The following is a 21,313-nucleotide window of genomic DNA, read 5'->3' as shown; positions in this document are numbered from 1 at the left end:
TTTCATGCACTGGCTTTTAACACACTGTTGAGTTCTCAAGAAACGGACGCGTACTTCCTCACCAGAACCCGTTCCCGGATCCCCGCTCAGAGGCGTTCATTTCGTCTTGCGTTCTTTCGTTGTGTCTTAATTCTTTCAGCCGTTCAAGTCTCTGTCAAATTGACCGGACTTGCTCGACCTGCTGGAATTAAGTCGCGCCCCGCTTCCGGGACAACCCCTCTAACTTACTCCCAAGCCCGACTCTTGTCGAATCGACCTTCCGTTGGACGCGAACGTCCGCCGGAGTGGCAGTGTCTGGAGGTGGCCCCCGAGTGAGGTCGGCGATCAACGCCTTCCTCGTGGGACTGGTGAACTCTATGTACGGTCCCCAGAACCGTCAAATCGGCGACCCGCCACGCGTCGGGAAGACGTGGTGGGTAGGTATTCCGGCGTGCGAGATCAATCCGTGCCCAGAGCACTCATCCTCCTGGTGGGCATCGCCGGCGCGGTGATCGCTCTGTTCGGGCTGCGCGAGATCAATTCCATCGTCGGGCCCGTCGTGCTGGCGCTCGTGCTGGTCATCGCCGTGGCGCCGGTGCGCAGCTGGCTGACGGCGCGGCGGGCGCCCATATGGGTGCAGGTGGCGGTGCCGTTCCTGATCGTGGTGCTGGTGCTGCTCGGCATGGTGGGGATCCTGACGATCTCCGTCACCCAGCTCGCCTCGCTGCTGCCGACGTACGCCAAACAGTTCGAGGAGCTGCTGGCGGCGTCGCAACACTGGGCCGGCACCCACGGTCTGGGCAACGACGTGCTGGCCAAGGCGGTGCAGGCGTTCGACCCGGGCCGGATGCTGGGGCTGGCGCAGAGCCTGCTCGGGAGCCTGATCGGCGTGTTGTCGAGCCTGTTCCTGATCGTGGTGCTGTTGCTGGCGATGTGCCTCGACGCGCCGGTGACGGCGCGGATCCTCACCACCGGCGAGGGGAACCGGCCGCAGCTGGTGACGGCGCTGGCGACGTTCGCGCACAAGACGCGGCGGTATCTCATCGTCTCGACCGTCTTCGGGCTGATCGACGCGGTTCTCGACGTCATCGTGCTGTCGTTGCTGGACGTGCCGTTGCCGCTGTTGTGGGGGGTGCTGGCGTTGATCGCCAACTACATCCCGAACATCGGGTTCGTCATCGGGCTGCTGCCGCCCGCCCTGCTGGCGCTCCTGCACGGCGGCGTCAAGACGATGGTGCTGGTCGTCGTGGCCTACATCGTCATCAACGTGGTCACGCAGTCGTTCATCATGCCGAAGTTCCTGGGGGACGCGGTGGGGCTCTCGACCACGATGACGTTCCTGTCGCTGATCGTGTGGACGTTCATGCTGGGGCCGCTCGGCGCGATCCTGGCGATCCCGCTCAGCCTGCTGGCGCGGGCGGTGCTGATCGACAGCGACCCGAGCGCGAAGTGGGTACAGGCGCTGGTGTCAGGGAAGATGCCGGACGGGTGAGAGCAGGCGGCCCAGCGGGACGCCGCTCAGCCGTTTCACGTCGTGGGACAGGTGGGCCTGGTCGGCGTAGCCGGCGCGGACCGCCGCCTCCGCCGCCGGCACGCCCGCGCGGGCCAGGGTGAGCGCGCGCTGGAAGCGGACGACGCGCTGGAGGGTCTTGGGCGAGTAGCCGAAGGAGGCGACGCTGCGGCGGTGGAGCTGGCGTTCGCTGAGGCCGATGGCCCAGGCGACGTCGCGCACGCTGCGGCCCATGCGCAGCGCCCCGGCGATGGCGGGCGCGGCCGGGTCGGGGGCGGGGGTCTCGCGCAGGCGGGTCAGGACGGCGGCGCGCATGGCCGCGAGCCGCGCCGCCGGGTCGGGCGCGAGGGCCGCGTCGGACAGCAGCGGGGACGTGACGGCGAGGGCGGGCAGGGCGGCGAGCGGGACGCGGCGGTCGCGCAGCTCGTGGACCGGGACGCCGAAGACGGCGCCCGCCGCGCCGGGCTTGAAGCGGATGCCGACGTAGGCGTCGCCCGCCGCCATCGGGGTGGGCACCGGGCCGGTGTCGGGGCCGGCCACGAAGAGGCCGCCGGGCCCCCAGACGAGGTCGAGGCAGGCGTCGGGCACCACGAGCTGCGTGGTGTCGCCCTCGCTGACCTGCTGCCACACGCAGGCGACACGGCCGGAGAGAGCGTCGCCCGGGTGCCGTTCCGCGTACATGCCTCCAACGTACGCGACCCCGCCGACAGAATCCGTTCAGGCGGGCAGGCGGCCGTACGCGCGCAGGGTCTGCAGGCGTGCCACGGTCAGGTAGCCCGCCCATTCGTGGGCGACCAGCGGGGTCCAGGTGTTCCAGTTCGGGTGCCAGCCGCCTTCCGGGGACTGGGCGGCGGCCATGGCGTCCAGGTGGGGGTCGAGGGTAGCGGCGTCGAAGAGGGGCAGGGCCGACGGCGCGGGCGCGAAGTCGAGGGGGTGGTGGACCGCGCCTTCGGCGTGCGGGTCGAAGGTGACCGTGGCCAGGACGGACTCGCGCAGCCGGTCGAACTCGGCGACCGCGCGCTCCCTGTCGGGGACGTGTTCGAGGAACACGAGCAGGGCGCGGGCCTCGTACGGAGTGGTCCGCGTGAGCTGGGCGACGCGCGACCAGCAGAAGTCGGTGGCGGGCCCGAGCCAGGGGTGGGTGACGCCGTGCTTGTGCAGCAGCCCGGCGAGCGCGGCGGTGGGGTTGAGGTCGCCGGGCGGGTCGTCGGGGGCCTGCCACCAGGGCGCGCGCGGCGTGTCGCGGACGGACGGCAGCACGAACGGCACCCCGCCCCCGGCGGCCGTGATGCCCGCCAGGTAGTCGCAGGCGGCGGCGACCATCGGCGAGTCGAAGGCGTCGAGCTCGTCGAGGATCCAGAAGGCGACCTCGACCGGCTGCGGCTGGCTGCCGGCGCCGCGCAGGTCGGGCTCCAGGGCGTTGCCGAAGCCGCCGTCGGCGTTCTGGTAGCAGCGCAGGGCGTCGAGGACGCGGGCGCGGGAGCCGCCCGCGAACAGGGCCTCGAATCTCAGTCTGTCGATGAGCCTGCCGTGGAGTCGCAGGAACTGTGCCGCTCGGTCGAGTGTGTCCATGTCCGCTTCCGTGTCCGCTTCCGTGGAGAGAGCCGTGTCCTGCGACGCTACCGCCGGGGGCGCGGGCGGCTCTTGTCGGAATCGGACGCGTCGGCGGGTCACTTCATGAAGAAGACCGGGCCGCGCGGCCGGAAGGGCAGCGGCGCGCCCTGGGGCACCAGGAAGGCGTGCTCGCGGCGGATGCGCAGCACGTCGCACTGCCCGTCGGTGATCAGCAGGATGGGGCCGTCGGGCGGGAAGTCGTCGGCGCGTTCGAGCAGCTTGACGCCGGGCTGGAGGATCGTGCCGCCGCGGCCGCGCACCCTGACCCGGCCGGCGATCTCCTCGACCGGCAGGTAGCCGGCGTCGTAGGCGGTGGCGTCGCAGAAGACGACCCTGGCCCGGGGCACGTCGCGGGCGGCGGCGTAGGAGGCGATGGCGCCGAGTGCCTTGCCGAGCAGCTTGACGTCCATGGAACCGGAGGTGTCGAGGACGACGCCGAACGTCTTCCTGCGGACGACCTCCTCGGGCCGTACCCGGCCGGGGCGCGGGATGCCGGGGCTGGCGGCCTGGCGGCGGGAGGCGCGGGCGTACGAGCGACGCGACTCCTCGGGCCGGAAGTGCTCGTCGAACCAGCGGGCGAGCTGGGCGTCCCAGGGCAGGGGCGGCTGTTCGAGCGCGCGGATCTCCTGTTCGAGCCCGGCGGGCAGCAGGCCGCGTCCGCTGGAGTGGTGGTAGGCCAGGCCGGTGCACAGGGCGTTGCGGTAGTAGTCGTCGAGGTCGACGTAGCCGCGTGCCTGGCGTGCCGGGCGGTCGAGCACGTCGCCCAGGCCCCGGCCGCGCAGGGTGGCCAGCTTGCGCATGCGCCGCAGGTCGCCGGCGATCTGGTCGTAGACGGCCTCGGCGGACAGCGCGCCGAGCGACTGGTCGAACAGCAGCCCTTCGGGCATCTCGCCGACGCCCATCTCGACCAGCCAGCCGTTGATCACGTAGTCGCAGGCGACGTTCCACAGGTACGGGTCGCGCATGCCGGCTCGTTCGCCGTGCCGCAGGGCGGCGTGCAGCATCTCGTGGGCGAGCACGAAACGCCATTCGTGCTCGGTGTGCGTGGCCAGCGGGTTGACGTAGATCTCGGCCGCCTCGGCGCTGACGGCGGCGATCGAGATGTCCCAGGCCCTGGCCAGCTCGGCGTCCGCGACGATCTTCATGCCCGCGGCCAGCGCGCCGAGCAGCGGGTACGACGACATGAACCAGCGCAGGGCGCCGTCCCAGGGGCCCTTGACGTGGCCTTCGGCGGGGGTGCGCGGCGCGCCGGCCCGGTCGAGCGCGGACGTGGCGGACCAGGCGACGCCGATCGCGAAGCCGCGCTGGAAGTCGAAGTGCTCGGCGTCCTGCTCGGTGCCGATGTGGAAGTCGGCCGGGCCGAGCGGCTGGAACGGGGGCGGGACGCCGGTCCTGCGCCACCGTTCGGAGAGCGTCACCTCGTCCTCCTCGGGCAGCTCGGCGGGCAGCGGCGCGGGGCAGCGTCCGATCTTGACGGTGCGCAGGAAACGGTCGACCGCCAGGCAGCAGGCCGCGTGGTAGGCCGGGTCGGGCAGGTCGCCGTCGACGTCCTTGGGGGCGCAGGCGCGCGGGTCGGCGTGGCCGAAGCCCAGGTGGAGCAGCAGGTGGGCGAAGACCCATGCCCACTCCTCGGCGGGGGCGCGGCGCTTGGGGTGGAAGGTGACGTCGCCGTCCTCGCTGACGACGGCCCACGTCTCGGGCGGCAGCCGGCCGTCGGCCGCCTCCAGCAGGGTGCCGTGCAGGCCGGCGAACAGCGGGTGGCGGTTGACGGCGGCCCAGCCGTTCATGACCTCGGCCCGCCAGGGGTCGGCCTTGGGCTTGCGGCGGCTCACGAGCGGGCCGCCATGAGCCGGGGCACGTCCCTGCCGATCTCGACGAGGAACCAGGTGGGCAGCGCGGGCGCGCCGTCGGCGTCGTTGGCGATGACGAGCTGGGCGCATTCGAGGGAGATCTCGGCCAGCTCGACGAGCAGTGTCTTGGCGCGGAAGCCGAGGTCGCGGCCGCGGGCCGAGGCGCCGCGCTTGTCGGCGGGCAGCTCCTTGATCAGGCGGGCGCGGAAGGTCTCGGCCAGGAAGTAGAGCAGGTCGCGCTCCTCGGGACGGCGCGGCCAGGGCGCCTCGCCCTTGAGCACGGCGTCGAGGTCGTAGGCGTCGCGGACGGTCCTGACGTAGGCGCGGAAGGCGGAGGCGTGGGCGGTGGTGAGGGTGCCGAAGGCGAGCATCGCGAGGGTCTCGTCGCCGACGTCGTCGCCGTAGGAGGTGAGCACGTCGGAGAGCATGTGCCAGGCGCGCGGCGAGGAGAACGGCTCCTCGGTCTTGGGCGGCGGGCTCCACAGGTGGTCGGGGCGCTGGACGAGGTAGTCGACGATCCAGGGGTGGATCCCGCTGGACGCCGCCCACTTCAGCCAGTCGTCGGCCGAGGCGCGCAGGTGCACGTGGACCAGGCGGTTGATCAGGGCCGAGGCCATCGGGCGGGCCAGCGCGTTGTCGGTGGCCCGGTTGCCGGCGCCGATCACGACCGAGCCGGCGGGCAGCTCGTACGTGCCGATGCGGCGGTCGAGGATCAGCGAGTAGAACGCCTTCTGCACCTCGGGCGCGGAGGCGTTGAGCTCGTCGAGGAACAGGCAGTAGGGCTCGTCGCGGGCGATGGACTCCGGCGGCGCGAACCGGCTGCGCCCGCCGACCAGCTCGGGCACGCCGATCAGGTCTTCGGGGGCGAGCTGGGTGCCGAGCAGGGTCACGCAGTCGAGGCCGAGGGAGCCGGCGAACTCGCGTACCAGCGAGCTCTTGCCGATGCCGGGCGCGCCCCACAGGAAGACCGGGCGGACCACGGCGACGTGCAGCAGCACCTCCGGAAGCTGCGCCGGGGTGACGGTGACCGTTGCCTGCATGCGTCCAAGGGTGACGAACCGGGCGTGCCCGCGCATCACATTTAATCGTTTGCCCTGGTGGCGCCGCCCGGCCTACTGTCGGCGCCATGTGTTCCATGTTCTGCACCGTGTTCATCCGCATCCGCCACGGCCGGGCTCTGGCCCGCTAGCGGACGGCTGACACCGCGCGTCCGCCGGCGCGCCCAGGGCCCTTCGAGACCTGTTCATCTCGAGGACCCGAAAGGGCAGTGCTGTGGCGCAGAACTTCGCGCACGGAAACTATTCACACACCCAGAAGAACGTCAGGAACGGCGGCGGCGGTCGCACGCCCGCCGACCGGCTCAGGCGTGAGCTCTCGCAGAACTTCCTGGCCGACCGGCATGCCGTGGAGCTGATGATCAAGGCGGCGGCGCCGGAGGGGCTGGTGCTCGAACCCGGCTCCGGGCCGGGGGCGCTCACGCTGGCGCTGGCCGAGGCCGGTGCGCGGGTGATCGGCTACGAGCTCGATCCCCGGCTCGCCGGGCGGCTGGCCTCGCGTACGCGCGACGACCCGCGGATCGAGGTGGTCAGGGGTGACTTCACGGCCGCGCGGGCGCCGCGTGAGCCGTTCGCGGTCGTGGGCAACATCCCGTACTCGATCACGTCGAGGATCGTCGACTGGTGCCTGCGGGCGCGCGAGCTGACCTCGGCGACGCTGCTCACCCAGCGGGAGTACGCGCGCAAGCGCACCGGCGACTACGGCCGGTGGAGCCTGGTCACGGTGTCGTCGTGGCCGTGGTTCGACTGGCGGCTCGGCGACACGATCGGCAGGGAGAGCTTCCGTCCCGTGCCGTCGGTGGACTCGGCGATCCTGCGCGTGCGACGGCGGCCCGAACCGCTGGTGCGCGACCGCGGGAGCTACCTGGAGCTGGTCGAGCTGGGCTTCGGCGGGGTCGGCGGCTCGGTGCGCGCGTCCCTGCGCACGCGCTACCAGGGGGTGGACGCGGCGCTCGGCGAGGCGGGCGTGCCCCGCGACGCCGTCGTGGGGCACGTGCACCCGGACCAGTGGGTGAGCCTGTGGCGACGGCTAGAGCGCCGTTGAGGCGACCTTCGGCGGGACGGCGGCGACTCTGTCCTGGGCCGTCGACACGCGACGGGCCCAGGGCATCGCCAGCAGCAGCACCGGCAGCAGCACGATGGAGGCCCGTGACCAGTCGCGGTGGAGGTACCACCAGTCGTTGACGCTGAACTGCGTCATGTACAGGTAGCCGAAGGCGGCCCAGAAGGAGGTTCCGATGATGGCCGGCCAGGCCCACCTGGTCGGCCTGGCCACCAGGAACGGCATGAACCACAGCAGGTACTGGGCGCCGAGGCGGGGCGTCATGACCATGAAGATCAGCAGGATGGCCGTGGTCAGGTCGATCGGGTCGGCCCGCCGCCACAGCAGCAGGACGCCGACGACGCTGATGTAGATGAGCTTCGTGCCGAACGAGGCCAGCCCCGGCATCAGGGCCCAGTCGCCGCCGGTGAACCACGGGGTGTAGCCCCATTCGCCGACGATCGGGCGGATGTCCTGGATGGTACGGATGACGGCCGGGATCTCGTCGAGCGTGGTGCCCGCGAAGATCGGCGAGGTGACCAGGAAGAACACCGGGACGATGCCGGTCATGACGAGCGCGGCGATCCTGGCCCGCAGGTGGGGCAGGAGCAGCAGCATGCCGGGGATCAGCCAGATCGGCCAGCTCTTGGCGCACAGCGCGAGGCCCATGAGCAGCCCGGCCAGCATGGCGCGCCGCAGGTCGGCGCGGTCGTCGGAGCCGGGCATGAGGGCGCGGCGCAGCATGGCGACAGGGCGGCGCGCCACGGCGCCGAGGACGGCGGCGTCGATGGCCACGCCGGGACGGTCGGGTGCGCCGGGCCCGCGGGCCACCACGAACGCGGCCACGCCGAACACGAGCGCGACCGGCTCGACCTGGCCGTGGACGCTGGCGATGAGCACGGCCAGCGGGTTGAACGCGTACTGGAGGGCGCGCAGGGACGCCTTGGGGCCGCCGGCCAGCTTGCCGACCAGCGGGATCAGCACGATGTCGGCGACGACGGTGACCAGGCGGCCGGCGTACTCCCACGGGATGCCGAGCCACAGCAGGATGCCGTAGACGTAGGGGATGGTCGGCAGGAAGTGCCAGCCGCCCTCGCTGGCCAGCACCGGGTCCTTGCCCTGCAGCACCGCCTCGCCGGCGGGCTTGAAGCTCTCCATGAAGTCGACGGGTTGCCATGAGTCGATCGCGGAGGTGTACATGATCAGCACGCGGACGGCGATGCCGACGAGCACGGCGACGTAGAGGGGCGGACGCCAGTCGCGCCACTGCGCGACGAGGGCGAGGACGACACCGGTGACGAGGACGACCCCCGTGAGAACTGCGTAATCCATGGCGGCCCCTAGCCTGCCGTAACAATCTGAGTGCCGCCACCTGGGCTTCCAATTCTTATCCCCGACATGCGGACACGTAACGCGATAGAACATGACTGTCTGTGTTGAACTTTTTCCATGGGGGGATCGCAGGTCAACCAGGCACTGGTCAGGCTCTATTTCGAGGTGAGGGACGGGGTCCGTGACCCGGTCGCGGCCTGGGCGAAACTCACAGGCAACTCTCAGGTCTACCAGGCGCGGCGCGGGGAGCGGCGGGTCCCGCTGGACGACGCCACGGCGGCCGAGCTGGCGGCGGCGGCGATCGTGCACACGGCGTCGGAGCACGGCGCGGACCGGGTGGCGGCGCTGGCGACGTCGCCGCTGGCGGGCGTGGTGGACGGGCTGGGCGGCGCGCTGCTGACCGAGCATCCGTGCGCGTCGGAGCAGGTGCTCGGGCCGCGGTTCACGGGGCCGGGGGCGGAGGACTGGGCGCGGGCGGCGTACGTGCTGCTGTGGGGGGAGAACAACCGGCTGGCCCGGACGGCGGACACGCCCTGGGTGATCGCCGGGCGGTACAAGGGCCAGAAGGTGGTGGCGATCGGCACCCATCCGACCCGGTTGTCGGACGAGACGCTGGTCGTGCGGCCGGGCACGGACGGCGCGCTGGCGATGGCGATGGGGCACGTGCTGCTGAAGGAGTTCTTCCTGGACCGGCCGCCGTTCGCCGCGCACGCGATGGAGCGGACGGACCTGCCGTTCCTGGTGCGGCTGCGCGAGCGCGAGGACGCGTACGTGCCGGGCGGGCTGCTCGGCCGGGCCTGCGACCGGCTCAGCGTGTACGGCGGCGAGGCGGTGCAGGTGCTGCTGCCGCGCTTCGACTTCGGGCCGGGCGTGCTGCGGCGCGGCGTGCCGGTCGTCAGGGACGGCGGCGAGCTGGTGACCACGGTGTTCGACCTGCTGCTGGCCGCCTACGGCGTGGCCCGGGACGGACTGCCGGGGGTGTGGCCGCAGGGGTACGGGGACCGGGAGCCGTACACGCCGGGCTGGCAGGAGATCTACACCGGGGTGGCCGCCTCGCGGACCGTGAAGACGGCGCGGGAGCTGGGCGTGACGGCGGAGAAGACCGGCGGGCGATGCATGATCGTGCCGGGCCGGCTGGAGACGCCGCACGCCGACACCGCCTACCGGGCGATGCTGGCGCTGCTGGTGCTGACCGGGTGCGGCAGCGGGTGGGCGCAGCCGGCGGGCGGCGCGGGGATCCCCTTGGTGCCGTACCTGTGCCTGCACGCCTGCGGCGAGGACCGCGCCGACGTGGGCGCGCTGAGCTGGGCCCTGTGCGAGGGCCTGTTCGCGCGCCGCACGTCGCGGTCGGTGCTGCTGGAGGCGGTGCGCGACGGGTGGCCGATGGCTCCCTCGCCGCGCGTGCTGGCCATCCCCCGGCCGATCTACCCGCTGCCGCCGGAGGTCGACCTGCTCATCGGCCCCGACGAGCAGTGCGACCTCGCGCCGCCGGACGCGGGCCTGGTGGCCGAGGCGGTGGCCCGGCTGGCCGGGCGGACGTCCCGGGCGGACCCGGACGGCACGCCGGCGGACGGGCGCATGCGCCTGATGGTCGACCACGCCTGGATGCACGAGTACGGCGAGGCGCTGCCGACCTACCGTCCGCCGGGGTTGGGGGTGCCGCTCAAGCCCACCCAGCTCGTCCGGCCGTTCACAGGCCGTTGAGGTAGGCCCGGTGGCTCCTTGAGAACTCGAAGGCGTTGTACCTGTCCCAGTTGATCGACCAGGTCATCAGGCCGCGCAGGTTCGGGTAGACGCCGCGGGGCCGGTAGCTGCCGCAGTTGCTGCCCTTGGCCAGGCAGTCGAACGCCTTCTGGACCTCGGCGACGGTGGTGAACCCGTTGCCCGCGTTGGGCGAGGCGGGCAGGCCGATGGCCACCTGGTCCTGGCGCAGCGGCGGGAACACGTTGTTCGGGTTGCCCATGATCGGGAAGCCGGCCAGCAGCATGTCCGTCATGGCGACGTGGAAGTCGTGGCCGCCCATCGTGTGGTACTGGTTGTCCAGGCCGGTGATCGGGCCGGAGTTGTAGTCCTGCACGTGCAGCAGGGTCAGGTCGTCGCGCAGGGCGTGGATGACGGGCAGGTAGGAGGCGGCCCTGCTGTCGGCCGAGCCGTTCGGGCCGGGGCCGTAGAACTGGTAGCCGAGCTGCACGAAGAACGTCTCGGGCGCCATGGTGAGCACGAACTTGGCGCCGTAGCGGCTCTTGAGGGCGCGCAGCGCGGAGATCAGGTTGACGACGACGGGCGTGGTGGGGTTGGCCAGGTTCGTGTCGCCCTGGTTGAGGTAGAGGGAGTGGCCCTCGAAGTCCACGTCGAGGCCGTCCAGGCCGTACCTGTCGATGATGGCCGCGACCGACTCGACGAACTTGTCCCTGGCGGCCGTGGTGGTGAGCTGCACCTGGCCGTTCTGGCCGCCGATGGAGATGAGCACCTTCTTGCCCTGGGCCTGCTTGGCCTTGATGGCGGCGACGAAGTCCGCCTCGGGTTCGACGTTCGGGCACTCGGCGGCCGGGCACTGGCGGAAGCGGATGTCGCCGGAGGTCACCGAGGTGGGCTCGCCGAAGGCGAGGTTGATGACGTCCCATTCGGCGGGCACGTCGGCCATGCGGATGTAGCCGGAGCCGTTGGCGAAGGAGGCGTGCAGGTAGCCGACCAGGACGCGTTTGGGCAGTCCGCCTCCCCCGCCGCCGCCCGCGGTCGTGGTGCCGGTGGCCTCGGCGGTGTAGGGCGAGCAGTTGCCTGCGGCGTCGCAGGCGCGGACCTTGAAGCGGTAGGAGGTGGAGGCGGCCAGGCCGGTGGCGGTGTGGCTGGTGGCGGTCACGGCGACCGGGGCGCCGCCGTCGCGGGAGACCTCGTACCGGTCCACGCCGACGTTGTCGGTGGCGGCCGACCAGGTGGCGGTGAGCGAGCTGCTGGTCGCGCCGCCCACGGTCAGGTTGCCGGGGACGGTGGGAGCCTGGGTGTCGCCGCCGCCTCCGCCGCCGGGCGCGCCGTCCAGGACGACGTCGTCGGCGAGGTAGGCGCTCTGGCCGTACCAGGAGTTGAGGTAGACGGTCACGGACGTGGTGGCGGCGCCGGTGGTGAACGTGGTGCGCAGCTGCGTCCAGGCCGAGCCGGGCGAGCCCCACGTCTGGGGGTCGGTGCCGCCGGTGCCGGTCGCGCCGAGGAAGACGTAGCCGCCCTGCACCCAGGCCGACAGCGTGTACGACGACGACGGCTGCACCTTGATCTGCTGCTGGCAGCGGGCGAGGTCGGCCCCCGCCGGGGTGGCCTTGAGCGCCTTCGTCCCGCCGTGGACGGGCGAGGTGACGGCCGCGGCCCCGGCGGAGGAGCTGCAGGTCCAGCCAGTCAGCCCGTCCTCGAAGCCGGGGTTGACGGCGATGTTGGCCGCCAGGGCGGGGGTGGCGGTCAGGCCCGCCGTGCCGAGGGCGAGCACGACCGCCGCGACGGCGGTGCGCCACCTGAAGATGCCGCTCATCCGGTGAACCCCTTGAAGATGTTCGTGAACTCGTAGCTGGACTGGGAGATCCCGCTGCAGGTCGGGGAGACCTGGCCGTTGGGGCAGCCGCCGTTGTCGCGGGCGGCCGACCAGAAGCCGACGAATCCGATGTGGTTGCTGTTGGCCCAGGTCAGGAGCTTGCGGGCGTCGGCCTGGGTGGTGGTCATGCCGGTGTCGTTCTTGCCGATCATGGGGGTGACGCCGAGCGCGCGCCTGAGCTGGGCGTCGCTCCTGGCCGGCCAGACGCCCTTCATCTGGCCGAGCGTGGCCTGGGCGGCGGCGGTCATCGCGTCGCCCCAGTTGCCGGTGTAGCCGAAGTTCATCAGCATGGGGTTGACGATCACGTCGAGGCCCTTGGCGGCGGCGTCCTGGAGGATCTGCAACGAGAACGGGTCCACGCCGTAGTCCTGGCCCTGCACGCGCAGCGTGTAGCTGATCACCGTGCCGCGCTCGGTCTGGAGCTGCTTGAGCGCGGTGTTGACCTTGTTCGCGTCGATGCTCGCCTCGACGTCGACGTCCAGGTGGTTGGTGCCGACGGTGTCGAGCACCTTCTTGTAGGCGGCCAGCAGCGCCGCCGAGGTGCCGCAGGCGTGCTCCAGGTACGGTCCGACCGCGCCGCCGCTGGCCACGACCACCTGGCCGCCCTGGGCCTGGAGGGCCTTGACGTCGTTGACGATGCGGGTGTCGGCGAGCGGGATCGTGCCGCCCCAGGCCGGGTTGCAGCCGCTGCTGTCGCCGAGGACGAACGCCAGCGTGTAGTTCTTCACGCCGGTCGCGTTGGCCGCGCCCACCAGGGACGGGCTGGTCATCGTGATGTCGATGTAGGGGGCGTACCGGATGTCGCCGGCGGGCGGGACGGTGTCCTTGGTGGTGCGGCCGCTGACCGGGGGCGAGTAGGCCGAGCAGTTGCCGGCGGCGTCGCAGGCCCGCACGCGGAAGGCGTAGGAGGTGTCGGGGGTGAGGCCGGTCGCGGTGTGGCTGGTCGTGGGAACGGCGACGGGGGCGGCGTCGTCCCTGGAGACTTCGTAGCGGGCCACCGAGCCGGAGTCGTCGGTGGAGGGCGACCAGGTCACCGTCAGGGAGGTGCCGGTGGGGCCGCCGACGGCCACGCTGCCGGGGACGGTCGGCGCCTGCGTGTCGGGCGGGCCGCCGGGGCCGTCGAGGACGACGTCGTCGGCGGTGTAGGCGCTCTGGCCGTACCAGCCGCTGACGTACACGGTCACGGAGGTGGTGCCGGCGCCGGTGGTGAAGGAGGTCCTGAGCTGGCCCCACTGGTTGCCGGGGGCGCCCCACGTGCTGGCGTTGACGCCGGCGCCGGTCGCGCCGAGGAAGACGTAGGAGCCCTGGGCCCAGGCCGAGAGCTGGTAGGCGGTGCCGGGCTTGACCGTGACGGTCTGCTGGCAGCGGGCGAGGTCGGAGCCCTGCGGGGTGGCCTGGAGCGCCTGCGTGCCGCCGTGCGCGGGGGTGGTGACGGCCTGCGCGCCGGCCGGGCAGGTCCAGCCGCTCAGGCCGGACTCGAAGCCGGGGTTGGACAGGATGTTCGCGGCGGCGGCCGGGGTGGCGTGCAGGACGGTGAGTCCCAGTGCGGCCAGGGCCGTGGCCGCCAGTCCGCGCAGTCTCGTGCGGGGTCTCATGCGGGTCCTTTCGGGGGGTGCGGACCGCGCGCCGGTGCGGCCCGCCACAGGAGGGTGGCGGGCCGCCTCAGCGGGTCAGAAGCCAGCGGTGATCTTGGTGAACTCCCAGTTGTCCTGGGCGATGCCGCTGCAGTTCTCCGCGACACCGCCGCCGGGGCAGGGACGGTCGCGGTTGACCGACCAGAAGGCGAGCCTGGTCAGGCCGTGGGAGTTGGCGTAGTCGCGGATCTGGGTCCAGGTGCTCTGGTTGGTAAGCTCCTGCTGGTCGGACAGGCCGTTCATGCCGGAGATGCCCATGTGGGCGTACGCCTGGGCGTCGGTCCAGCCCTGGGCGGTCTTCAGGGCGTTCTTGAGCCCTTCGGCCGCGTTGACGGTGTTCTGGTACATGTTGGCGCCGCCGCCGAAGTCGAACGGCATGATCGTGTAGTTGTCGATCGGCACCGCCAGTTCCTTGGCGCGGTTGATCAGGCGGGTGCCGTAGTAGGTCGGGCCGGTGGTCGCGGTGCCGAAGGTGACGGCGATCTTGACGTTCGGGTTGGCCGCCTTGACGATCTTCAGGGCGTTCAGGATGCGGTCCTGGACGGTCAGGTTCTCGAACTCGTCGGTGTTCTCGATGTCGAAGTCCACCACGGCCGGGCCGACGGCGTTGATGACCTTCTGCACCGCGCCGGCGAACAGTTCGGGCGTGGAGCAGTTCGGGCCGAGCTTGTTGCCCTGCCAGCCGCCGAAGGACACCTGCACGCTGCCGCCGGCCGCCTTGATGGCCGAGATGGCCTGCGCGTCCTGGCCGCCGGTCAGCGGGCGCTGCCCGTCCCAGGCCGGGTTGCAGCCGTTGCTGGCCAGGATGAAGGCCATCGTGAACGACTTGATGCCGGTCGCGCTCATCACCGTGGTGGGAGAGGGCGGGTCGCCCCAGCCGGTGTAGAGGTAGGGCGCGCCGGGCATCTTGCCGCCGGTCGGGCAGCCGGTCGTGGTCGCCGAGACGTCACGCCCGGCCGACTCGCCCACCGAGTTGTACGCCTTGACGGTGTAGGTGTGGCTCTGGCAGGCGCTCAGCCCGGAGATCGTCGTGCTGGTCCCGGTGACCTCGGCCTTCTGGGTCGCGCCCTCGTAGACGCGGTACCCGGTCACCGTGCCGGAGGAGGCGCCCCACGACAGCGCGATGCTGGTGTCGGTCACGGTCGTGGTGACCGTGCCGGGCTGGCCGGGCGCGCCGGTGCCGCCGGGAGTGGTCACGCTGAGCGCGTTGCTGACGCCGGACAGGTTCCCCGCGGCGTCGCGGGCCCGGACGGTGTAGCTGTAGGTGGTCGAGGCCGTCAGCCCGTTGTCGGTGTACGTCGTGCCGGTCGCGGTGCCGACCTGGGTGCCGCCGCGGTAGACGTTGTAGCCGGTCACGCCGACGTTGTCGGTGGAGGCGTCCCAGGCCAGGCCGGCGCTGGTGGCGGTGACGGTGGTCGAGCGCAGGTTGCCGGGCACCGACGGCGGGGTGGGGTCGCCTCCGCCGCTGCCCTGCTTCCACAGCGCGGGCACGTTCGGCGGCTCCCAGCCGGGCTGGGAGGTGTGACCCTGGAGGGCCACGTAGTCCACGCCGTTGTAGGTGACGGCGGCGCCGGTGGCGTAGGCGGTCCACGGCGCCCAGGCAGCGGCCAGCTGCTGCTGGGCGGCGGCGCCGTAGGCGGTGGGTACGCCCGTGGCCAGGCCGGCCCCGGTGAGGGCGATGGCCAGGCCGGCCACCGAGCTGATCAGTCTGCTACGTAATCTCATGGCATTCCCTGAAGGTGCGGCTTGACGGTCTTGGAGAAGGACCAGTTGTTGCTGGCGTCCCAGTTGATGGACCAGGTCATCGCGCCCCGGATGTCCGGGTAGGCGCGCGGCGGTACGAAGGATCCGCAACTGGTGCGCTTGGCCAGGCAGTCGAGCGCCTGGTTGACGAGGGAGGGCGAGACGACGCCGCCGCCCGCGGCCCCGGGCCCGGCCGGCAGGCCCAGTGCCACCTGGTCGGGGCGCAGGCCGTTCTCCAGCTGGATGCAGGCCAGGGCGGTCATGAAGTTGACCGTCCCCTGCGAGTACGCCGCGGACTGGTCGCAGCCGAGCATGGAGCCCGAGTTGTAGTACTGCATGTTGACGACCGTGAGGATGTCCTTGATGTTCAGGGCGAGCTTGAAGTACTCCATCCCGGTCGACTGCATGTCGATGGTCTGCGGGGCCATCATGATGATCAGTCCGCTGCCGGCCTTCGCGCGCAGCGACCGCAGGGCCTGGCCCATGTAGGTGGCGTTGAGGCCGTTCTCCAGGTCGATGTCCACGCCGTCGAAGCCGTAGCTCTGCATCAGCGCGTACACCGTGTCGGCGAACTTCGTGGCGGCCGCGCCGCTGGAGACCTGCACGCGACCGGCCTCGCCGCCGACCGACAGGATGACCTTCTTGCCGCGCTGGTGCAGGGCCTGCACGTCGGCCTTGAACTGGGCGTCGGTGTAGCCGCCGAGCGCGGTGGAAAGGCCCGGGTCGACCGAGAAGACGACCTCGCCGGCGGTGGAGGTGGCCTCGCCGAAGGCGACGGCGACGACGTCGTACTCGTTGGGCACGGCCGACAGCTTGAGCTCGGTCGCGGCGTTGACGAAGTTGTGCCAGTAGCCGGTCAGGAAGTGCTTGGGCAGCGGGTCGGTGGTGCAGCCCGGGGTGGTGAAGGTCGCGGCGTCGCTGGGCGGGCCGTCGCCGGTGGCGTTCGACGCGGTGACCGTCAGCGAGTACGAGGTGCAGGCGGTCAGGCCGGTGAGGGTGTAGGAGGTGCCGGTGACGGTGGCCACCTGGGAGCCGTTGAGCCGGACCTGGTAGCCGGTGGCTCCGGCGACCGCCGGCCAGGTGGCCGTGGCGCCGGTCTGGGAGGTGCCGGTCACGGTGATCGGGCCGGCCTTGCCGGGCACGCCGGTGCCGCAGCCCGTGGTGGTCGCGGTCACGGCGTCGCCGGCGGCCGACTCGCCCGCCGAGTTGTACGCCTTGACGGTGTAGGTGTGGCTCTGACACGTCCCGAGGCCGGAGATCGTCGCCGTGGTGCCGGTGACGGTGGCCTTGACGGCGCTGCCTTCGTAGACGCGGTAGCCGGTCACCGTGCCCGTGGAGGCGCCCCAGGACAGGGCGATGCTGGTGTCGGTGCTGGTCGCGGTGGCCGTGCCGGGCTTGCCGGGGACCTCGACGGTCGTGCCGCCGCAGGAGGAGCCGTTCAGCGTGCAGCCGGTGATGCCGGGGAAGTTGCCGGGGGCGCCGTTGAAGCCGAAGCTCGTGCTCGCCCCGGCCGCCAGCGGTCCCGCCCAGCTCGGCGCGGTGAACGTGTAGTGCTGGCCGCTCCTGGTCAGGACCGCGTCCCAGGCGGACGGGATGGAGAACCCGGCCGGCACGTCGAACTGCACGTTCCAGGCCAGGGGGGCGGTGGTGCCGTTGACGACGGTGACCTTGCCCTCGAAGCCGGACCCCCAGTCGGCGACCTTGACGAAGGTCGCGGTGGCGGCGGCGGCGTGGGCGGGCAGGGCCAGGAGACTCAGTGCGAGGGTCGCGAGCGCTAAGAAGATCGCGCGAAATCTCACTGTCGATTTCCGTTCTTCTGGCGTGCCGTACGGCTTGCACCGGGGGGTGAGAGCGCAAGCCGTACGGCACGGGCCCGTGGAGGTGAGACACGGGCCTTTTCGGGGGGTGTCGGCGCAGGCCGGTGGAAAAGCAGGCGCGCGCGGAGCTTGCAGCGGCAGTCAGGGCCGGTGCGTCCGGCCGGGCCGCGTGACCGCTCCAGCGGCTGGGAAGAGGTGGGGGGTGTGCACGCCCGCAGCGCCGGGGGCGTGGCAGAAGGGGTCGTTCGGGTGGATGTCTCCGCAGCTCAGCAGCGAGTCATGCGGGCGGCGAGCGAGTCATGGGCCATCCGATCCATGATTTCTTTTAGGAAAGTTTCCTAAGAGTTGTCGCGATCGTAGCCTTGACACCCTGTGCTTACAAGACCCAATCACGTGACGGCCCGTGACGTGCCGAAACGCGGGGTGCCGGCGGCAACGGCAGCGCCCCCTCGCCCGGACCGGGGTCCGGGCGAGGGGGCGCGGTGGTCGGGTCAGGGCTGCTGGGTGATCTTGACGTCGTCCACGCCCGCCTCCACCAGGGAGGCCCCGGAGGCGTCGGCCGCGTCGATGAGGATGCGGACCGTCTGGCCCGCGTAGGCGGTCAGGTCGGCCGTCGCCACGGCCCAGGCGCCGTTGCGGTTCGTGGCCGCGCCGGCCTGCTGGAACACGGTGGTCGTGGTGCCGCCGACCACGCGGACCCGGAAGTAGTCCGCGCTGGAGGCATTGGAGCCGTGCGCCAGGTACCACGACAGCGACAGGCTCAGCGTGCCCGTCGAGGGCAGCGTGATCGGCGGCGACTGGATCGAGCTGACGCCGCCGTCGAGGTCGTAGTCACCGGCCGCGGCGCCCGCCAGGCGGCCGGTCACCAGGTCGTTCGTGCCGCTGACCGTGGTGCCGAGCTGCTTGGCGCCCGAGGAGGTGGTCGCCTCCGGGTCGCCGCGCTCCCACGCGCCCGTGGTGGCGGTGTCGGTGCCGGACGGGTTCGCCGTCCAGCCGGTCGCCGTCTCGAACGTGTCGGACCAGACCGTCACCGGCGGCGTGCCGGTGCCGCAGTACTGCGACTCCTTGCCGATGATCCGGTAGACGCAGTCGGAGTACTCCAGGAAGCGCAGCACGGCCTCCTTGTTGCGGGTGGTCTGCGGGACGATCTGCTCGTCCGGCGGGTAGAAGCCGGGGCTCGCGCCGACCGGGTACATCTCGAACGTGAAGCTGAAGATCTTGTACTGGCCCCACATCCAGTCGTCGATCGTGCCGTCGGTGATGTAGAGGTCGCTGGACTGCTCAGGCGTGTAGCCGTTGGTGCCGGCCATGTTCTGGCCGAGGGTGGCGTGCGCGTCCCGGTCGTCCTGGGTCAGGCCGGGGGCGGTGTCGTTGTAGGTGTAGCCGTAGGGCCACAGGACCAGCTCGCTGTAGGTGTGCCAGTCGAGGTTCGTCCTGATCTGCTGCACGCCGCCGACGACCCGGCTGCGCACCCAGTCGGCCGCCGCCTTGACCTCGGGGGCCGACTCGGCGCTCGCGCCGCGGTAGGTCTCGCTGGAGGTCGAGCCCGAGGAGCCGCCGCAGCAGCCCCACTGGTAGGCCCAGTTGCGGTTGAGGTCGGTGCCGACCGCCGAGGAGCCGGAGTTCGGCTGCCGGTTCTTGCGCCAGGAACGGTAGGTGCCGCTGGCGATGTCGTACTCGCCGCCGTCCGGGTTGAGGTCCGGCATGATCCAGATCTCACGGGTGTTGACCAGGTTCGTGATCCTGGCGTCGGTGCCGTAGTTGTCGGTCAGCAGGTGCATGATGTAGAGCGCCATCTCGACCGTGAGGTGCTCGCGGGCGTGCTGGTGGGCGGTGAACAGCACCTCGGGCTCGGCCTCGTCCGTGCCCACGTTGTCGCTGATCTTGACCAGGCGCATCGGCCGGCCCTCGTACGAGGTGCCGAACGTGCTCTGGCTCATGATCCCCGGATGGGCCGCGACCAGGGTGTTGATCTCGGCCGTCATCTCCGCGTAGTTGTGGTAGCCGGAGTCCGACGGCGGGAAGTCGAACGTCCCGACGGCGTCCGGCGGCGCCGGGCGCGGGGCCTCCGTCACCCGGTAGCCGAGCCGCCTGATGGCCGCGATCTCCGCTCCCGTGGCGGTGACCAGCACCGAGTCCGCCTGCACGTCCTCGATGGCGGCGCCCGTCGCCGCCACGGCGCTGCGCTGCCGCGCGTCGGCCGGGCCGGAGACCCGGTACTGCTTGTTCGCCGGTGGTTCCGCGCCGGCCCCGGCGCCGGTCATGCCGGTCAGGCTGACCATGCCCAGGACCGCCAGCAGGATGAGTAATCGGCGTTTCACCTCGTCCTCCTCGCCCGCGCGGGACTGGGGGGTTTGACCCGCGCCTGAACTGAGAGTGAAGACGATGGGTGCCCTAGGAAAGGCCCAATTTTCCGTCGAACCGGATCAGGGCCTCGTCCAGCGGTTTCCTGGCGAGGTCAGGCACCTCGGCGTCGGGGGCGGCGTACCCGACGGGGAACAGGATGTAGGGCCGCTCGTTGGCCGGGCGTTCGCAGATCTCGCTGAGGAAGGCCATCGGGTTGGGGGTGTGGGTGAGCGTGGACAGGCCCATGGCGTGCAGGGCGGTGATGAACAGGCCGCAGGCGATGCCCACGCTCTCGTTGACGTAGTAGTGCTTGACCTTGCGGCCGCCGGGGCGCACGCCGTACTTCTCGGCGAAGCACACCACCAGCCACGGCACGACCTCCAGGTAGCCCTTGTCGGAGGTCGTCTCCAGCGGGGCCAGCGCCTCGCGCCACTCCTGCGGCAGCCTGCCGCCCTCGTAGTTGCGGCGTTCCTCTTCCTCGGCGGCCTCGCGGATGCGCCGCTTGACCTCCGGGTCGCCGATCACCACGAACTTCCACGGCTGCTGGTGCGCGCCCGACGGCGCGGTGTTGGCCGCCCGCACGGCCAGCTCGACGCACCGGTACGGCACCGGCTCGTCGCTGAAGAAGCGCACGCTGCGCCGCCGGTCGGCCAGCGCGTGGAACTCCTCCCCGCGCTTGATCATCTCGTCGGCGTCGTAACGTTCGGGCCGGTAGGGGACGAACGGAAACTGGTGCTCCATAAGATCCGCAGTCTCGGCACGACCGGCGGGTCTGACAACACCGCGCGCCGTATGCTGCCGATCTGACAGCCGAATCGGCTTTTGGGAGGCGAATATGCCGGCACGTCGCCGCGGGCTCGACGATCTGGACCTGCGCGTCCTGCGCCTGGTCGCCGACCGGCCGCGCAGCGGGCTGCTGGAGATCGCCCGGCTGCTCGGGGTGGCGCGGGGGACCGTACAGGCCAGGCTGGACCGGATGGCCGCGGACGGCGTGATCATCGACTACGGCCCGAACCTGTCCCCCGCCGCCCTCGGCTACCCGGTGCAGGCGTTCACCACCCTGGAGGTCGAGCAGGCCGCCCGCGAGCACATCTCCAGAACCCTGGAGTCCATCCCCGAGCTGCTCGAAGCCTGCATCGTGACCGGTCCTGGCGACGTCTGGTGCCGCGTCGCGGGCCGCGACAACGAGCACGTCCAGCGGGTGATCGACCGGATGCTGACGATCCCCGGCGTGCGCCGGAGCAGCACCGTCATCGCGCTGTCGACCGTCGTGCCGCACCGGGTGCTGCCGCTGGCGGCGGCTGACAGGGCTGACAGGTAGGTGCCAGGCCGCTGCCAGCGCCCTCCGCGACCGTAGGGGCATGACATACGCGATCGAAGCGGAAGGGCTCGTCAAGCGGTACGGCGACAAGACCGCGCTGGACGGCGTCGGCCTGCGGGTCAGGACCGGCACCGTGCTCGGCGTGCTCGGCCCCAACGGCGCGGGCAAGACCACCGCCGTCCGCATCCTGGCCACCCTCGCCGCCCCCGACGCCGGCCACGCCACGGTCGGCGGGCACGACGTCGTCACCCAGGCCCGCCGGGTCCGCGAGCTGATCGGCCTGACCGGCCAGTACGCCTCGGTCGACGAGAAGCTGACCGGCACCCAGAACCTCGTGCTCGTCGGCCGCCTGCTCGGCCTGTCCAGGGCGGCCGCCAGGGCCAGGGCCGCCGAGCTGCTGGCCAGGTTCGGCCTGGAGGAGGCGGCGGGCCGGCCGGCGGCCGGCTACTCGGGCGGCATGCGCCGCCGGCTGGACCTGGCGGTCAGCCTGGTC

At 71.6% G+C, this 21,313-nt stretch carries 16 protein-coding genes; 5 read left to right on the top strand and 11 right to left on the bottom strand.

The window, feature by feature from the left end; genetic code table 11:
* Nucleotides 1–445: 445 nt before the first annotated feature.
* Nucleotides 446–1,471, top strand: coding sequence for an AI-2E family transporter (locus ACWCSD_RS23550; protein WP_364324250.1), 1,026 nt, complete (start codon nt 446–448; stop codon nt 1,469–1,471).
* Here the strand turns inward: ACWCSD_RS23550 and ACWCSD_RS23545 are convergent.
* The 4 genes from ACWCSD_RS23545 to ACWCSD_RS23530 all read right to left on the bottom strand — a co-directional run bounded on the left by ACWCSD_RS23545 (nt 1,448) and on the right by ACWCSD_RS23530 (nt 5,993).
* A complete protein-coding gene (locus tag ACWCSD_RS23545; protein ID WP_449917860.1) occupies nt 1,448–2,170 on the bottom strand; it encodes a DUF6597 domain-containing transcriptional factor in 723 nt (240 codons plus the stop codon). The two genes, ACWCSD_RS23550 and ACWCSD_RS23545, sit on opposite strands and share 24 nt — an antisense overlap.
* A 36-nt stretch (nt 2,171–2,206) precedes the next feature.
* Nucleotides 2,207–3,061, bottom strand: coding sequence for a hypothetical protein (locus ACWCSD_RS23540; protein ID WP_397162591.1), 855 nt, complete (start codon nt 3,059–3,061; stop codon nt 2,207–2,209).
* Nucleotides 3,062–3,159: 98 nt separating this feature from the next.
* The gene (locus ACWCSD_RS23535) at nt 3,160–4,935 is read right to left on the bottom strand and encodes a vWA domain-containing protein (protein WP_449917858.1); all 1,776 of its coding nucleotides are present in this window, start codon (nt 4,933–4,935) and stop codon (nt 3,160–3,162) included.
* On the bottom strand, nt 4,932–5,993 hold the full coding sequence (locus tag ACWCSD_RS23530; protein ID WP_449917855.1) for an ATP-binding protein: 1,062 nt from the start codon (nt 5,991–5,993) through the stop codon (nt 4,932–4,934). The genes ACWCSD_RS23535 and ACWCSD_RS23530 overlap by 4 nt, the downstream gene beginning before the upstream one ends.
* Nucleotides 5,994–6,225: 232 nt before the next feature.
* Here ACWCSD_RS23530 and erm point away from each other — a divergent pair, with 232 nt between their 5' ends.
* On the top strand, nt 6,226–7,053 hold the full coding sequence (erm, locus tag ACWCSD_RS23525; RefSeq protein ID WP_449917852.1) for an ErmE/ErmH/ErmO/ErmR family 23S rRNA (adenine(2058)-N(6))-methyltransferase: 828 nt from the start codon (nt 6,226–6,228) through the stop codon (nt 7,051–7,053).
* Here the strand turns inward: erm and ACWCSD_RS23520 are convergent.
* Nucleotides 7,039–8,382 carry a hypothetical protein gene (locus ACWCSD_RS23520; RefSeq protein WP_397162588.1) on the bottom strand — a complete coding sequence of 448 codons (1,344 nt, stop codon included), beginning with the start codon at nt 8,380–8,382 and terminating at the stop codon, nt 7,039–7,041. The genes erm and ACWCSD_RS23520 overlap by 15 nt on opposite strands.
* 117 nt (nt 8,383–8,499) lie before the next feature.
* Between ACWCSD_RS23520 and ACWCSD_RS23515 the strand changes: the two genes are divergently transcribed.
* Complete coding sequence (locus ACWCSD_RS23515) at nt 8,500–10,086, top strand: molybdopterin-dependent oxidoreductase (RefSeq protein WP_357984351.1); 1,587 nt, start codon at nt 8,500–8,502, stop codon at nt 10,084–10,086.
* Here the strand turns inward: ACWCSD_RS23515 and ACWCSD_RS23510 are convergent.
* The 6 genes from ACWCSD_RS23510 to ACWCSD_RS23485 all read right to left on the bottom strand — a co-directional run bounded on the left by ACWCSD_RS23510 (nt 10,073) and on the right by ACWCSD_RS23485 (nt 20,240).
* Nucleotides 10,073–11,899, bottom strand: a complete 1,827-nt coding sequence (locus ACWCSD_RS23510) for a chitinase (RefSeq protein ID WP_449917849.1) — start codon at nt 11,897–11,899, stop codon at nt 10,073–10,075. The two genes, ACWCSD_RS23515 and ACWCSD_RS23510, sit on opposite strands and share 14 nt — an antisense overlap.
* On the bottom strand, nt 11,896–13,554 hold the full coding sequence (locus ACWCSD_RS23505) for a carbohydrate binding domain-containing protein (protein WP_397162586.1): 1,659 nt from the start codon (nt 13,552–13,554) through the stop codon (nt 11,896–11,898). Before ACWCSD_RS23505 ends, ACWCSD_RS23510 begins: the two co-directional genes overlap by 4 nt.
* Nucleotides 13,555–13,629: 75 nt before the next feature.
* Nucleotides 13,630–15,318 (bottom strand): fibronectin type III domain-containing protein, encoded by a 1,689-nt coding sequence (locus ACWCSD_RS23500; protein ID WP_358283868.1) that lies wholly within the window; start codon nt 15,316–15,318, stop codon nt 13,630–13,632.
* On the bottom strand, nt 15,315–17,135 hold the full coding sequence (locus tag ACWCSD_RS23495; RefSeq protein WP_397162584.1) for a cellulose binding domain-containing protein: 1,821 nt from the start codon (nt 17,133–17,135) through the stop codon (nt 15,315–15,317). Before ACWCSD_RS23495 ends, ACWCSD_RS23500 begins: the two co-directional genes overlap by 4 nt.
* 509 nt (nt 17,136–17,644) lie before the next feature.
* Nucleotides 17,645–19,474: a M14 family zinc carboxypeptidase gene (locus tag ACWCSD_RS23490; RefSeq protein ID WP_387667537.1), complete on the bottom strand. Its 1,830-nt coding sequence runs from the start codon at nt 19,472–19,474 to the stop codon at nt 17,645–17,647.
* Between the two features lie 73 nt (nt 19,475–19,547).
* Nucleotides 19,548–20,240, bottom strand: coding sequence for a nitroreductase family protein (locus tag ACWCSD_RS23485; protein WP_449917845.1), 693 nt, complete (start codon nt 20,238–20,240; stop codon nt 19,548–19,550).
* Nucleotides 20,241–20,334: 94 nt separating this feature from the next.
* On the opposite strand from ACWCSD_RS23485, the gene ACWCSD_RS23480 reads away from it, so the two are divergent.
* Together ACWCSD_RS23480 and ACWCSD_RS23475 are read left to right on the top strand one after the other, a co-directional pair.
* Complete coding sequence (locus ACWCSD_RS23480) at nt 20,335–20,820, top strand: Lrp/AsnC family transcriptional regulator (protein ID WP_449917843.1); 486 nt, start codon at nt 20,335–20,337, stop codon at nt 20,818–20,820.
* Between the two features lie 40 nt (nt 20,821–20,860).
* On the top strand, nt 20,861–21,313 hold a 453-nt coding region (locus tag ACWCSD_RS23475; protein ID WP_449917840.1), incomplete at its 3' end, for an ATP-binding cassette domain-containing protein.

The organism is Nonomuraea sp. NPDC001684, from assembly GCF_053596515.1.
Note: the sequence above shows the minus strand (reverse complement) of the source record. Positions and strands in the feature narration are given on the sequence as shown.

Excerpts from the sequence above, each read along its gene's own strand:
- ACWCSD_RS23545 (WP_449917860.1), bottom strand. The coding sequence starts at position 2,170 with ATGTACGCGGAACGGCACCCGGGCGACGCTCTCTCCGGCCGTGTCGCC.
- ACWCSD_RS23540 (WP_397162591.1), bottom strand. The coding sequence starts at position 3,061 with ATGGACACACTCGACCGAGCGGCACAGTTCCTGCGACTCCACGGCAGG.
- ACWCSD_RS23530 (WP_449917855.1), bottom strand. The coding sequence starts at position 5,993 with ATGCAGGCAACGGTCACCGTCACCCCGGCGCAGCTTCCGGAGGTGCTG.
- ACWCSD_RS23520 (WP_397162588.1), bottom strand. The coding sequence starts at position 8,382 with ATGGATTACGCAGTTCTCACGGGGGTCGTCCTCGTCACCGGTGTCGTC.
- ACWCSD_RS23515 (WP_357984351.1), top strand. The coding sequence starts at position 8,500 with ATGGGGGGATCGCAGGTCAACCAGGCACTGGTCAGGCTCTATTTCGAG.
- ACWCSD_RS23510 (WP_449917849.1), bottom strand. The coding sequence starts at position 11,899 with ATGAGCGGCATCTTCAGGTGGCGCACCGCCGTCGCGGCGGTCGTGCTC.
- ACWCSD_RS23505 (WP_397162586.1), bottom strand. The coding sequence starts at position 13,554 with ATGAGACCCCGCACGAGACTGCGCGGACTGGCGGCCACGGCCCTGGCC.
- ACWCSD_RS23500 (WP_358283868.1), bottom strand. The coding sequence starts at position 15,318 with ATGAGATTACGTAGCAGACTGATCAGCTCGGTGGCCGGCCTGGCCATC.
- ACWCSD_RS23485 (WP_449917845.1), bottom strand. The coding sequence starts at position 20,240 with ATGGAGCACCAGTTTCCGTTCGTCCCCTACCGGCCCGAACGTTACGAC.
- ACWCSD_RS23480 (WP_449917843.1), top strand. The coding sequence starts at position 20,335 with ATGCCGGCACGTCGCCGCGGGCTCGACGATCTGGACCTGCGCGTCCTG.